The sequence below is a fragment of the Streptosporangium minutum genome, assembly GCF_002149035.1.
GTDB classification, from domain to species: domain Bacteria; phylum Actinomycetota; class Actinomycetes; order Streptosporangiales; family Streptosporangiaceae; genus Streptosporangium; species Streptosporangium minutum.
In genome coordinates this window covers 31576-45120 of record NZ_NGFP01000021.1, presented here as the reverse complement: position 1 = coordinate 45120, position 13545 = coordinate 31576, and the positions used below count along the sequence as shown (strand labels likewise).

Genomic DNA, 13545 nt, shown 5'->3' with positions numbered 1-13545 from the left:
GAGCGCGGAGCGGGGATCGGGCGGCGGCCCCGCCTCGCGGGGAAGTCAGACCTGAGGATGACGTCCCCTGGGTGGAGGCAGGATCGGGACCCGGGCGGATACCGTCTCAGCGTGGACGATCTCAACGTGGACGACTCGCTGTTCCTCCGGCGGTGGAGCCGCGGTCAGCTCATCGCGCTCGACGCTCTGGCCGGGGCGGCGTACACGATCGTGTTCCTGACGTTCGCGGCCTCGCGCCCCGTCGCTGAGGTACCGATGTGGGCACAGTGCCTGCTCGTGGCCGCGACCGGGCCGGCGCTCGCCCTGCGGCGGCTGTGGCCGCTGCCCGCCTTCGTCCTCGCCCTCGGGACGTCCCTGGCGGCGCTGCTCCTCGGCCTGGTGCACGACGGGTTCGCCGCGGCGGCCTTCGCGCTCTACCTCGTCGCGCTCACCCGGCCCAGGCTCCGGTGGGAGCCGACGATCACGATCGGCGTGTGCGGCGCGGCAGCCGTACTGATGCTGTCGGTGGCGGGCGGCTCCGCCCCCACCGGGTGGCTGCGCCTCCTCGGCGACCTCCTCCTGTGCGTGGCGCTCCTCAGCGGCACCTGGACGGTCGGCCGCGCCGTGCGCGAGCGGCGCGCGTACGCGGCGCGTTCGGCCGAGCAGCTCGCCGACCGGGCGGTCACCGAGGAGCGCCTGCGCATCGCGCGCGAGATGCACGACGTCGTCGCGCACAGCATGAGCCTCATCGCGGTCAAGGCGGGGATCGCCAACCACGTCGCGCAGGCCCGGCCGGAGGAGGCCAGGGACGCGTTGCGCGTCATCGAGGCCACCAGCCGGGGAGCGCTCACCGAGATGCGCCACCTGCTGGGCGTGATGCGCTCCGGCACGGCGCCGGACACGGTCTCCGACCTCTCCCCCGCTCCCGGTCTCGCCGGCCTGCCCGGACTGGCCGACCGGGCGGCGCTGGCCGGTGTCCGCGTCGAGCTGGACGTCACCGCGGCCGCGCTGCCGGAGGGCGTCGGGCTGTCGGTCTACCGGATCGTGCAGGAGGCCCTGACCAACGTGGTCAGGCACGCCGCGCCGGCGCGCTGCCGGGTGCTGGTCGAGGCGGACGGGCGGGAGGCGCGGATCGAGGTGACCGACGACGGCCCGGGCCACCGGGTCCTGCCGGGACAGCCGGGCCAGGGGCTGGCCGGAATGCGGGAGAGGGTCCTCTTGTACGGAGGGTCCTTCGCGGCCGGGCGACGGCCGGAGGGCGGGTTCGGGGTGTCGGCGCGGCTCCCCTACGGCGGGAGCACGCCCTACGGCGGGAGCACGCCGTACGGCGGGCCCGGCGGGAGGACGGTGTGATCCGCGTGCTGGTCGCCGACGACCAGGCCCTGCTGCGCGGCAGCTTCCGCCTCCTGGTGGACACCGCGCCCGACCTGACGGCGGTCGGCGAGGCCGCGACCGGGGCGGAGGCCGTCGCCCTGGCCCGCGGCGAGCACCCGGACGTGGTGCTCATGGACGTGCGCATGCCGGAGATGGACGGCATCGAGGCGACCCGGCGCATCTGCGGCTCGGCCGACACCGCGGGCGTGCGTGTCCTCATGCTCACCACGTTCGACCTGGACGAATACGTCTACGCGGCACTGCGGGCGGGTGCCAGCGGCTTCCTGCTCAAGGACACGCCGCCGGGCGAGCTTCTGGCGGCGATCCGCGTCGTCGCCGCCGGTGAGGGACTGCTCGCCCCGACGGTGACGCGCCGACTCATCGCCGAGTTCGCCCGGCGTCCGGAACCGTCGCGGCCGCTCGCCGGGGAGCTCGGCGGCGTCACCGGCCGGGAGCGCGACGTGCTCGCGCTCATCGCCAGGGGGCTGTCCAACACCGAGATCGCCGGCCATCTGCGCCTCAGCCTCGCGACCGTGAAGACGCACGTCGGCCGGCTGCTCAGCAAGCTCGGCGCCCGCGACCGCGCCCAGCTCGTCATCCTCGCCTACGAGACCGGCCTGGTCTCGGTGGCGTCGCGCCGGCCGCGCTAGGGATCACCTCCCGAGTTCCGGTATGCCTAAAAATCCGTAAAATGCTGACCTTCCTGATACGTCTGCGCCTTGGGGGACACAAGTGACAACGCTCAGCCGCCGGAACCTGCTCAAGGCGAGTGCGGGCTTCGTGCCCGCCGTCGCACTGGGCGCCCGCCCCGCCCAGGCCGCGCCCGCGCCGGTCGTGACCGTCTCGGGGATCGCCCCGGCGGCGCTGGCCGGGTTCGACAAGGTCATGAAGACCTTCGTCACGGAGCGCAACATCTCCTGCGCGCAGCTGGCGATCGCCAAGAAGGGCAAGATCCTCCTGGCCCGCGGGTACCAGTACTCGGACGGATCGCAGGCCCTCCCCTCGGTGACCCCCACCTCGCTGTTCCGCATCGCGAGCCTGAGCAAGCACATCACCGCCACCGCGATCATGCGGCTGGTCCAGGACGGCAAGCTCAGCCTGTCCGCGCCGGTCACCACGCTGCTCGGGCTCTCGGCCGAGGCCGACCCCCGCCTCGCGCAGGTCACCGTGCTCCGGCTGATGCAGCACCTGGGCGGCTGGGACCGGAACGTGTCGAAGGACTACCTGTACCTGGACCACCAGATCTCCGCCACGCTGGACGCGCCGCTGCCGATCAGCCAGGAGGACATCATCCGCTACGCCGGCTCCCGGCCCCTCGACTTCGCCCCGGGGTCGCGGATGGCGTACAGCAACTACGGCTACATGCTGCTCGGCCGGATCGTCGAGAAGGTCTCCGGCACGAGCTACGAGTCCTACGTCAAGCAGAAGCTTCTCGCCCCGGTCGGCATCACCCGGATGCGACTGGGCCGCGTTCTCAGGTCGGAGGCCGCGCCGACCGAGGTCGTCTACTCCTCGCAGTACACCGCCAAGACCGTGACGGACGAATCGGGCACGGTCGTGCCGGCTCCGTACGGCGGCTTCAGCATGGCCAACCGGGGAGCCGGCGGCGGCTGGCTGGCCTCGGCGGTCGACCTGGTGCGGTTCTCGCGGGTCTTCGACGCCGCCGGGCCGGTGCTCAACGCCACGTCGATCGGGAGGATGTTCGCCAAACCGGAGATCGGCGTCAACGAGAACGGCGCCTGGTACGGGGGCGGCTGGTGGGTGCGCCAGGTGCCGGGCAACCTCAACACCTGGCACGACGGATCGCTGCCGGGCACCTACACCTACCTCGCCCGGCTGCAGAACGGCTTCACCTACGCGGCCCTGTTCAACCGGCGGGAGGAGGAGGGCACGCTCGACTTCGACGTGCTCAGCCCGCACATGAACGCCGAGCTCAACAAGGTCACCACCTGGCCGACGACCGACCTGACCTCGAAGTACTTCTGACCGGCCGCCCTTCTGCTCATCCGCCGCCCCCGGCGGCGCGTTCCAGCTTCATCCGCTGCCCCCGCTGCCCCCGGCGCCCCCGGCGGCGCGTTCCAGCACCTCCAGGACCGTCCCGGTGAGCAGCGCGACCTTGTAGCCGTTCTGGGCCGTCGGGGTGCACCGGGCGACGGCCCGCCCTGCCGCCCGGTCGAGGGGCTCGCCGGCGAGGAGCGCCTCCTCGACCTCGGGCAGGCGCAGCGGGGTGCGGGCGACGCCTCCCACGGCCACCGCGGCGAGGGCGATCCCGCCGCCGCCCGGGACCAGCCGCGCGACCGCCTCCACCAGCGGCCATTCGGCCTCGGACCTGCCGATCGCACGGTGGTAGGCGGCCCGCTCTCCCGGCACGGGCGGCGGCAGGTCGATCCCGACGAGGATCTCGCCCGAGCCGAGCAGGTGGTCGCGGGCGGGGTCGGAGCCGTCGCCGTACAGGTCGCCGACCGGCGACGGGCCCCTGCCGTGCACCTCGACGGAGGCCTCGCACGCGAGCAGCGCCATCGCCAGCGACGAGGGATGCGGGGCCACGCACGGGCCGGTCTCGATCACCGCGGAGTAGAGGGTGAGCCCCGCGCGGGCCGGACAGGAGTCGCCGCCGTTCTGGTGGCAGGAGAAGGACGGGTTGCGGTAGTACCAGCAGCGGTTGCGCTGGAGCAGGTTGCCGCCGACGGTGGCCACCGCCCGGATCTGGGGGGTGGCGAGGGCCTGCGCCGTCAGCGCCAGGCCGGGATGGGCGGCGCGGAGCCGTACGTCGCCGGCCAGCTCCGCGACCGTGGTCAGCGCGCCGATCCGGACGGAGCCGTCCGGCCGCCAGGTGAGGCCGGACAGTCCGGGAAGGCCGTGCAGGTCCACGTACGGCCCGGCCGGGCGGCGGGCCATGAGATCGGTGCCGCCCGCGCGGAACTCGCCCGTGTGCTGGGCGGCCTGGTCGAGGTCGGTGAGGACGGTCAACGTCTTATCCCTTCGAGAGGCCGGTCAGGCCGGACGGGCAGATCACGGGGACGCCGGCCGAGGCCGCTGAGAACGGTCAACCGCCGATCCCCTCAAGAAGCCGGCCAGGCCGGACGGGCAGGCCACGGGGACGCCGGCCGAGGCCGCTGAGAACGGTCAACCGCCGATCCCCTCAAGAAGCCGATCAGGCCGGATGGGCAGATCACGGGGGCGCCAGCCGGTGGCGTTGTGGACGGCGTTGCCCACCGAGGCGGCCACGCCGATCGTGGAGACCTCGCCCACCCCGACGCCGCCGCCGTTGACGTGGTCCCACCCGTCCTGGTGGAAGTGGACGACCATCTCGGGGCTGTCCCCGATCCCGGGGATCCGGTAGTCCTCCAGGTTCGTGGTCAGCACGGCTCCCGTCACCGGGTCGACGTGACGCTCCTCGTGCAGCGCGTAGCCGATGCCCTGGACGATGCCGCCCTCGCACTGGCCGCGCGCCAGCCGCTCGCTGTAGATGTGGCCGACCGCGATCCCGGCCCACACCCGCAGCGGCCTGATCACGCCGAGGCGGGTGTCGACCTCGACCTCGGTGACGTGGACGGCGCCGCTGAACCCGCGGCCCAGCGCCATGCCGGCCACCGCGACGGGGGTGACATAGCCGCGCCGGTCGCCGCGACGCCTGCCGACGACCCTGCGGCCGTCGGCGAGGCCCTGGGCCCGCAGGCGCCGCGCGGCGTCCCGCGCGGCCGGGGCCACCGAGGTCGTGGCGCGGCTGCCGATGGAGGGCGGGCCGTGCACGGTGCCGGTCCTGCCGATCTCCACGCGGATCCGCTCGGGGGGCAGGCCGAGCTCCTCGCCCAGTACCTCGGCGATGACGGTGCGGGTGCCGGTCCCGATGTCCTGGACCGTGGTGCGGGCGACGACCACGTCCCCCCGGACCTCGAGCTCCACCTGGGTCGCGGGGTCGACCATGTAGGCCCAGTTGGCGGCGGCCACCCCGACGCCCCGGCGGAACCTGCCCGTCTGCGAGCCGGTCCCCGGCCGGTCGAGCCAGACCGGCAGGCCGGCGACCCAGTCGTAGAGCGCGTGCCGCTTGCGGTTGCCGTCCCAGCGGCGGCGCAGCGCGACGGGGTCCTCACCGAGGCGGTGGGCCGCCTCGTCGACGGCCTGTTCCAGCGCCCAGAGCATGGGCGGCGCTCCGGGGCCGCGGAACGGCGTGCCGGGCGGCTCGTTGGTGACGACGTCGGAGTCGCGGAGCAGCCGGGGCGCCGTGCCGTACATCAGGCGGGCGAGCACCGCGACGGCCGACCCGACCGCCACTCCCCCGCGCCCGCGGACGTCCATGGCGAGGGCCGCGAGATCGCCCCTGTCGTCGGTGAGCAGGGCGATGTCGGTGCGGGTCCCGGGCCGGTTGCCCGCGTCGGTGAGCTCCTCGGCGCGGCTCAGCACCACGCGCACCGGCGCGCCGCAGACCCGGGCCAGCTCGACCGCCGCGACCGTCTCCGCGGTGATCCCGACCTTGGCCCCGAAGCCGCCGCCGACGTGGTCGGCGACGACGTGGACCCGGTCCGCGGCGAGGTCCCAGCGCTTGGCGGCCTGCCCGGCGGCCAGGCCCACCGTCTGGGTGGACAGGTGCAGGTGGAGGTCGCCCCGATCGTCCCAGCGGGCCACGCACGCGTGCGGCTCCAGCGGCGTGTGGACCTGCACCGCGGTGGTGAACGTCCCGGTCACCAGGAGCGGGTCGGCGCGGCGCCGCGCGGCCTCGATCCTGCGCCGCGCGGTACGGCTGCGCCGGCTCGCCATGGTGAAGGGGCCTTTGACGTTGCCGTTCCAGCCGCCCGGCAGGTTCATCCCCTCGCTGGAGCTGGGGGCGCGCCTCCTGCTCGACTCGTCGTAGACGGGCGGGGCGCCGGGCGCGTCGTCGAGCGCGGCGGGGATCGGGTCGTAGACGATCCGCGCGCCTTCCGCGATGGCCAGTGCCTCGCGGCGGGTGGGAGCGGCGACGGCGGCGACGGGCTGGCCCGCGTAGCGGACGACCCGGTCGGACGGGAGCAGGTCGACCGTGTGCGCGCCGTCCACCTTCACCTCGACGACCCGGGCGTGCGCCCTCGCCGAACGGATGATCACGCCTTCGAGCTGGCCGTCCAGGCGGACGTCGGTGGTGTAGCAGGCCCGGCCGGTGACCTTGTCCATCGCCTCCACCCGCGCGGGCGCTCCGGTGGCGGCGTCGTGCTCGCCGCGGCAGGCGGCCGCGACCGCCGCGTAGATGCCCTCGTACGCCCCGCAGCGGCACAGGTGGCCGGCCAGGGCGGCGGCGATCCGCTCGCGCGGCGGCGTGGTGTCGCCGTGCTCGCCGCGCCAGCGGTCCACGAACGCGGCGGCCTCCACCACGAATCCCGGCGTGCAGTAGCCGCACTGCATGCCGTCGTGGACCGCGAACGCCCGCTGGACGGGATGGTCCAGCCCCTCGGCGGTGGTGACCTGCCGCCCCTCCACCGCCGCGGCCGGCAGCAGGCAGCTCACCTGCGGGGTGCCGTCCACCATGACCGTGCACGCGCCGCAGACCCCGGTACGGCAGGCGGCCTTGGCCCCGGTGAGGCCGAGCCCGTCCCGCAGGACGTCCACGGTCGCGTCGTCCGGGCCGGCGTCCGGCAGGACGGGGGCGCCGTTCACGATGATCTTCATGACACTCCTGTTGACGTCGTCAACATCATGTGGACAGTGTCGACCTGGATGTTGACGTTGTCAACATCCGGGGGTGTGAGAAGGTGGGCGTCGTGGTGGACGACACCAGGACCCGGCTGGTCGAGAGCGCGCTGCGCCTGCTGCGCGAGGAGGGCCTCGACGCCGTGACGCTGCGCGCGGTCGGCGACCTGACCGGCCTGTCGCGGATGGCCCCCTACCGGCACTTCGCCGACAAGACCGCACTGCTCGCCGCGCTCGCCGCCCGGGTCATCGTCGATCTGAGCGCGCACGTCGCCGGAGCGGTCCTGGAGGGAGCCGGCCGCCGAGACCGGCTGCGGGCCTTCTACACCAGCTACGTCGAGTACGCCCTGGAGCACCGGAACGAATACCGGCTCGTGTTCGCCTCGGAGTTCCTCATCGGCCATCACCCGGAGCTGGAGGGGGCGATCGACGACGTGATGGCCGCCCTCGGCCTGGAGGCCGCCGGCGGCCCGGCCGCCTCCAAGGCCGGGGTGATGGCCCTGCTGTCCACCGCCCACGGCCTGGCCGAGCTCGCCACGGCCGGGCACTTCGCCAAGAAGGGGATCGGCTACGAGGACGTCATCGACGTTCTCGTGAAACCCTGAGCGAAGGGGCGGGACGTCCACGCGGCGCTCTCCCAGGATCGTCCGGCCGGGCGTTCAGTCGAGGCGGACACCGAGCTCGTCGAGCCGGTTGCGCATGTCCTCCGGATCGGCGTAGACGCGGAACGCGCCGGAGCGTTCGAGCTCCTCCCTGCCGTAGCCGCCGGACAGCAGGCCGACCCCCAGGGCTCCGGCCCGGCGGGCGGCCAGCAGGTCCCAGACGCTGTCGCCGACGACCATGGCGTACCTGGGGTCGACGTCGAGCAGTGCCGCCCCGGCGAGGAAGAGGTCGGGGTCGGGCTTGGCCCGCCGTACCAGGTCGCGGGTGATCATCGGGGTGTCCTCGGGCAGCCCCAGCATGCCGAGCGCCGACCTGGCGGTCCTGGCGTAGCCGCTCGTGGCGATCGCCCACGGCACGCCGCGGCCGGTCAGCTCGGCGAGCAGGTCGGCCGCGCCCGGCAGCGGGCGCACCGAGTCGATCTGCTCGGTGTAGGCGTCCGCGTGGGCCTGCTGCAGCTCGTCGATCTGACTTTTGGTCAGCGACAGGCCGGTCTCGCGCAGCAGCGCGCTGACGAACAGGCCGCCGCTCATCCCGATGCGCCGGTGAATGCGCCATACCGACAGGTCGATGCCGAGGTGCGACAGTGCGCTGCGCCAGGCGATGACGTGCTGGTAGACACTGTCGATCAGGGTTCCGTCCAGATCGAACAGGAACGCGGGCGTGGGCGGTTCCGGGTGGTTCATCGCTCCATTGTCGGTGTACCCGCGGTCGGAGCGGCGGGGCGGGGTGCCGTCGGGCGACGTCCCGCCGGCCCAGGACGGCGGAGTCCTCGGGGTCACGTGGGCTCACAGCGGGAGGCCACCGGGAAGACTTGTCACCTCAGGGGCGCTTAACTACCGTCTGAACGGTGACCAAGCCACTCGATCCCCAGATGTTCGACCCGGCCTGCCCGTCCAGCGTCACGCCGATCCGGATCGGCGACAAATGGACCGCCATGATCGTCATCTGCCTTGAAGACGGCCCCCGGCGCTTCTCCGAGTTTCTCGTGCCGCTGCATCACGTCACGCCGAAGGTGCTCACCGAGACGCTCCGGGCGCTCGAACGGGACGGGATGGTCACCCGCACCGCCTACCCGGAGATCCCGCCACGGGTGGAGTACGAGCTCACCCCCCTCGGCCGCAGCCTTCTCGACCTGGTCGACGCCTGCCGGACGTGGGGGGACAAGCATCTTTCCCAGCTCATCGAGGCCCGCGACGCCTACTGGCAGCGCGTGGACTCCGGTCACTGAGCCCGGACGCCGGGACGGGTGCGGTCACGGCGTCCGGATCAGCGCGGAGCCGTAGGGGGGAGAGGACCTCGAGGTCGTCGGCCGTGTCGCCGCGCTCGGCGGCCGCCGCGACGTTGCGCGTCATCCGGCCGAAGATCAGGCTGTGGAAGGGCGAGATCGACCACCAGTAGAGGTGGCCGGCCAGACCCCGGGGATGGAAGATCGCACGCTGGCCGTACACCGTCCGTCCCCGGCGCCGGTGAACGCTCAGCTCCAGCCAGGCCAGGCCGGGCAGGCGCATCTCGGCGCGGAGCCGGAGCAGGCGGCCGGGCTCGACCTCCTCGACCCGCCAGAAGTCGACCGAGTCGCCCACGCGGAGCCTGCGCGGATCGCGGCGTCCGCGGCGCAGTCCCACGCCGCCGACGAGACGGTCGAGAAGGCCCCGGGCACGCCAGGCGACGGGCAGGGAGTACCAGCCCCTCTCGCCGCCGATCGACTCGATCACCGCCCAGAGGGCCTGCGGGGACGCGTCGACGCGGCGGGCCCGCCTGTCGACGTAGAGGCTGCCGCCCGCCCAGTCGGGGTCGGTGGGCAGCGGGTCGCTCGGCGCCCCCGGCGTCGAGGCCGAGGACCAGCGGGTGACGACCTTCGCCTCCCTGATCCGCCGCAGGGCCAGCGCGACGGCCTCCCTGAGCCCGATCAGACCTCCGGGCGGGTCGGGGACGTAACCGGCGATGTCGTGCTCGCGGCAGACGGCCTCGTTGCGCAGCGACTCCACCAGCGGGCGGGCGATGCCCGCGGGGACGGGGGTGACCAGCCCCACCCAGTGGCTCGACAGGCCGGGACTGAGCATCGGGACCGGGATGATCACGCGCCGGCGCAGCCCGGCGACCTGGGCGTAGACGCGCATCATGTCCGCGTAGGTGAGCACGTCCGGGCCGCCGATGTCGAAGGAGCGGTTCACCTCGCCCTCGACGGCCGCCCAGGCCACGAGGTAGCGCAGGACGTCGCGGATCGCGATGGGCTGCGTCCTGGTCCGCACCCACCGCGGCGTCGTCATCACCGGCAGCCGCTCGGTGAGGTAGCGCAGCATCTCGAAGGAGGCCGAGCCCGATCCGATGATGACGGCCGCCCGCAGCACCACGGCCGGCACCCCGGAACGCAGGAAGATCTCCCCCACCTCGACGCGGGAGCGCATGTGGGGCGAGAGCCCCTCGTCGGGCGCGAGGCCGCCGAGGTAGACGACGCGGCGTACTCCCGCCTCCCGGGCCGCGGCGGCGAACGTGGCGGCCGCGCGCCGGTCCGCGGCGGCGAAGTCCGCTCCCCCGCCCATGGTGTGGATGAGGTAGTAGGCCACGTCGACGCCGTCGAGCGCCTCGCCCGTCCGGACGGCGTCGGCCGCGTCGGCCTCGGCGATTTCCACGCGGGACGCCCACGGCTGGTCGCGCAGCCGGCCGGCCGAGCGGACCATGCACCGCACGTCGTGCCCGGCGTCGAGCAGTTCGGGCACGAGCCGCCCGCCGATGTATCCCGTCGCTCCGGTCACGAGGCATCTCATCTGAACATCTTCGTACGGCGGGCCGGGACGGTTGCCGACTTGGCCGTTTTATGGCCGCTTCTATAGCTCCTCGCGGATACGGGTGAGAATCTCCCGTGTGCGCGACGCCGGCTCGGCCTCGATGCAGAGCCGTTCCATCACCTCGAGGTAGCGGTCCACGTCGTCGCGCTTTTCGAGGTACACCGCGCTGGTGAGCTGCTCCATGTAGACCACGTCGGGCAGGTCGGGCTGGGAGAAGCGCAGGATGCTGAAGGGCCCGCCGGCCGCGGCGTGGCCGCCGACGCTGAAGGGCACGATCTGGACGGTCACGTTGGGCAGTTCGAGCGCCTGGAGGATGTGGTCGATCTGCTCGCGCATCACCTCGGCCCCGCCGAGGGGACGGCGCAGCACCGCCTCGTCGAGCACGGCCCACAGGTGGGGCGGCTCGGCGCCGCGCAGGAGGCGCTGGCGCGCCATGCGCAGCCGCACGCGCCGCTCCAGCTCCTCCTCGGGCGCGGCCGGGAACCCCAGTTTGACGACGGCCCGCGCGTAGCCCTCGCTCTGGAGCAGGCCGGGCACGAACTGGACCTCGTAGTTGCGGATGCCGGTGGCCGACTCCTCCAGGCCCACATACGTCTCGAACCAGCTCGGCAGGATGTCGTTGTAGTTGTGCCACCACCCGGTGACGTTGGCCCGTTCGACGAGGGCCAGCAGCGGCTGCCGCTCGTCGTCGTCCGTCACGCCGTACAGCGTGAGCAGGTCGGCCACGTCCCTGACCCGGAAGCCGACCCTGCCGAGCTCCATGCGGCTGATCTTCGAGTGCGAGGCGCGGATGGCGTGCCCCGCCGCCTCCAGAGTGATGTGGCGCTGCTCGCGGAGCCGCCGGAGCTGCGCGCCCAGCACGATCCTCAGCACCGTCGAACTCCCCCGCGGCAGAGCCATGGGAGTGGGGCGGACCGGCTCGCCTTCGGCGTGAGGTGTGATCATCTACATTCCTTCGAGCGCGGAACGCGAGCCCCCGCCCACTCTTTGTGGTCGTCGCGAGCCTTCACGGTACTCCGGTCGTACCTTCCCGGCCACATGGAATTTTATTCTTCAATCAATTCGGAGGATCAGACGATCAGGTCGTCGAAGTCGCCGCCCTTCACGCCCCGGACGAAGGCGTCGAGTTCGCGGCTGGTGTAGATCAGCGCGGGCCCCTCCGGGTCCCGCGAGTTGCGGATCGCGACCCCGCCGCCCGGCAGCGTGGCCAGCTCGACGCAGTTACCGCTGGGATTGCTGAAGTGGCTCTTGCGCCAGACGATGCCGTCCAGCAGCGTCGCCGACATGCCGTTGTGCAGCTGATCCATCCTCGCCTCTCACCGATTAGGGAGGGAAACACCAGTACAAGCATAGGGCTTTGTGCAGATGCACGTGCATCTGTACTTGCTTATGCACATTTTGACGGGCAAGATTGACGGAACGGCCTGCTCCCATTACGCGCTCCTCCCGCCTCCCCAAGGTCACCGATGACTGGTCACCCGCGACGTCGAACCCAAGCCACACCCATCCGGACAGAGATCGGTGGGTGGGAACGGTGGTTGTCAATGCTCGATCACGTGCTCCCCCCGAGCGGGCTGCCGCCCTGGGCGGACGGCGACAGCCATGTCGACCATCTGCGGATGGCCGTGCGGAGCCTGCGCCACGACCCCCTCGCGGCACGGACCGCCCGCGAGTTCACCTCCGCCGCGCTGCGCTCCTGGGAGCTGGCCCCGCTGATCGACGACACCGGCGTGGTGGTCTCCGAGCTGGTGACCAACGCGGTGCGTCATGGCATACGGGACGGCGGCGGCCGCTCCGCGCAGGACGTCAGAGTCATCCTCTGCCACACCGAGCATTCGGTGCTGTGCGCGGTCACCGATCCCAGTGATCAGGGACCCAGCCTGCGCGAGCCCGACTACGAGGCGGAGAACGGCCGCGGGCTGCAGCTCGTCCAGGGAGTCAGCGAGATGTGGGGGTGGGCGCCCCTGGAGAGCCGGGGCAAGGCCGTGTGGGCCGCGTTCGCCGTCCCCTCCAGGGCTACGCGCCATCTGGAGGCGTGCCACTGACGGACGCCCCATCCGACAGCGGAGCGGTGGACGGTGGAGGCCCCGCCTCTCACCGAAGCGGCGATTCGCGCGAATATGTCTCATGTTCGGCGAATGATGGATATTGTCCGCTGAAACCCGCGCCGGCCGGATGGAGGACGTCATGGTGCCGTCGAAGACCGAACGTCTCACGTTCGACCCCACGATCCCCAACGCCGGGCGGATAGCCGACTACTTCCTGGGCGGCAAGGACAACTTCGCCGCCGACCGCGCGGCCGCGCAGATCGCGCTCGCGCTCGCGCCGGAGCTCCCCGCGATGTCCCGGGAGGGCCGCCGCTTCCTCGGCCGGGCAGTCAGGTTCCTCGCCGAATCCGGCATCCGGCAGTTCATCGACATCGGCTGCGGCCTGCCGACCCAGGGCAACGTGCACGAGATGGTCCACGCCGTCGCGCCCGACGCGCGGGTGGTCTACGTCGACAACGATCCGATGGTCGTCGTCCACGCCCAGGCCCTGCTCCAGGACGACCTCCTGACCACCGTGGTCGAGGCCGACGCGCGCGATCCGGAACGGTTGCTCTCCGACCCGCGGCTCACCGGCATGATCGACCTCAACCGGCCCGTGGCGGTCCTTCTCTTCTCGCTCCTGCAGGACATCACCGACGACGTCCTGGCCATGCAGATCGTCACCGACCTCCAGAAGGCGATAGCGCCGGGCAGCTACGTGGCCCTCTCCCACGCGGTCAGCGACCTGCGCCCGGAGACGACCGCGAAGCTCGCCGCCCTCTACCAGGACCGGGGCTCGGTCACCGGCCCCCGCCGCGACAACCTGCGCACCATGGCCGACGTCCGGCGTTTCTTCGACGGGCTCACCCTCGTCGACCCCGGCCTCGTCTATGTGCCCCGGTGGCGGCCCGACGGGATCGTGCTCCACCGGCCCGACTCCGTGTGGGTCGTCGGCGGGGTGGGGCGCAAGGAATAAAGGAATAGCAGGCCGCGCGAGACAGCGGACCTTACGGAACAATCAACGTATTTCTCACATTGTCCACGGTTTGCCATCT

Annotated in this window: 13 protein-coding genes; 7 read left to right on the top strand and 6 right to left on the bottom strand. The window is 72.5% G+C overall.

Translation table 11 applies throughout. From position 1 onward, the window contains the following. Positions 1-111 precede the first annotated feature (111 nt). From CA984_RS07265 to CA984_RS07255, 3 genes are all read left to right on the top strand, one after another. The gene (locus CA984_RS07265) at positions 112-1332 is read left to right on the top strand and encodes a sensor histidine kinase (protein ID WP_207620769.1); all 1221 of its coding nucleotides are present in this window, start codon (positions 112-114) and stop codon (positions 1330-1332) included. After that, positions 1329-2003 (top strand): response regulator, encoded by a 675-nt coding sequence (locus CA984_RS07260; protein ID WP_086569549.1) that lies wholly within the window; start codon positions 1329-1331, stop codon positions 2001-2003. Before CA984_RS07265 ends, CA984_RS07260 begins: the two co-directional genes overlap by 4 nt. Before the next feature lie 82 nt (positions 2004-2085). After that, entirely contained in the window at positions 2086-3339 is a 1254-nt protein-coding gene (locus CA984_RS07255) for a serine hydrolase domain-containing protein (RefSeq protein ID WP_086569547.1), read from the top strand. Between the two features lie 48 nt (positions 3340-3387). Here the strand turns inward: CA984_RS07255 and CA984_RS07250 are convergent, their stop codons facing one another. Further along, positions 3388-4323 (bottom strand): FAD binding domain-containing protein, encoded by a 936-nt coding sequence (locus CA984_RS07250; RefSeq protein WP_086569545.1) that lies wholly within the window; start codon positions 4321-4323, stop codon positions 3388-3390. A 156-nt stretch (positions 4324-4479) separates the two neighbouring features. After that, positions 4480-6993 (bottom strand): molybdopterin-dependent oxidoreductase, encoded by a 2514-nt coding sequence (locus tag CA984_RS07245; RefSeq protein ID WP_086569543.1) that lies wholly within the window; start codon positions 6991-6993, stop codon positions 4480-4482. A 92-nt stretch (positions 6994-7085) separates the two neighbouring features. Here CA984_RS07245 and CA984_RS07240 point away from each other — a divergent pair, with 92 nt between their 5' ends. Further along, positions 7086-7619: a TetR/AcrR family transcriptional regulator gene (locus tag CA984_RS07240; RefSeq protein ID WP_165781144.1), complete on the top strand. Its 534-nt coding sequence runs from the start codon at positions 7086-7088 to the stop codon at positions 7617-7619. Positions 7620-7673: 54 nt separating this feature from the next. Here the strand turns inward: CA984_RS07240 and CA984_RS07235 are convergent, their stop codons facing one another. Beyond that, entirely contained in the window at positions 7674-8360 is a 687-nt protein-coding gene (locus tag CA984_RS07235) for an HAD family hydrolase (RefSeq protein ID WP_086569538.1), read from the bottom strand. A 164-nt stretch (positions 8361-8524) separates the two neighbouring features. On the opposite strand from CA984_RS07235, the gene CA984_RS07230 reads away from it, so the two are divergent. Further along, positions 8525-8905 carry a winged helix-turn-helix transcriptional regulator gene (locus CA984_RS07230; RefSeq protein WP_086569536.1) on the top strand — a complete coding sequence of 127 codons (381 nt, stop codon included), beginning with the start codon at positions 8525-8527 and terminating at the stop codon, positions 8903-8905. Here the strand turns inward: CA984_RS07230 and CA984_RS07225 are convergent. From CA984_RS07225 to CA984_RS07215, 3 genes are all read right to left on the bottom strand, one after another. Further along, positions 8856-10442, bottom strand: a complete 1587-nt coding sequence (locus tag CA984_RS07225; RefSeq protein ID WP_242675796.1) for an SDR family oxidoreductase — start codon at positions 10440-10442, stop codon at positions 8856-8858. The genes CA984_RS07230 and CA984_RS07225 overlap by 50 nt on opposite strands. A gap of 60 nt (positions 10443-10502) precedes the next feature. Further along, the gene (locus CA984_RS07220; protein WP_207620768.1) at positions 10503-11408 is read right to left on the bottom strand and encodes a helix-turn-helix domain-containing protein; all 906 of its coding nucleotides are present in this window, start codon (positions 11406-11408) and stop codon (positions 10503-10505) included. A 125-nt stretch (positions 11409-11533) separates the two neighbouring features. Then, positions 11534-11770 (bottom strand): DUF397 domain-containing protein, encoded by a 237-nt coding sequence (locus tag CA984_RS07215; protein WP_086569534.1) that lies wholly within the window; start codon positions 11768-11770, stop codon positions 11534-11536. 249 nt (positions 11771-12019) lie between these two features. Here CA984_RS07215 and CA984_RS07210 point away from each other — a divergent pair, with 249 nt between their 5' ends. Further along, positions 12020-12508 carry an ATP-binding protein gene (locus CA984_RS07210; RefSeq protein WP_165781143.1) on the top strand — a complete coding sequence of 163 codons (489 nt, stop codon included), beginning with the start codon at positions 12020-12022 and terminating at the stop codon, positions 12506-12508. A 103-nt stretch (positions 12509-12611) separates the two neighbouring features. Continuing rightward, a complete protein-coding gene (locus CA984_RS07205) occupies positions 12612-13466 on the top strand; it encodes an SAM-dependent methyltransferase (RefSeq protein ID WP_242675795.1) in 855 nt (284 codons plus the stop codon). Positions 13467-13545: the final 79 nt, after the last annotated feature.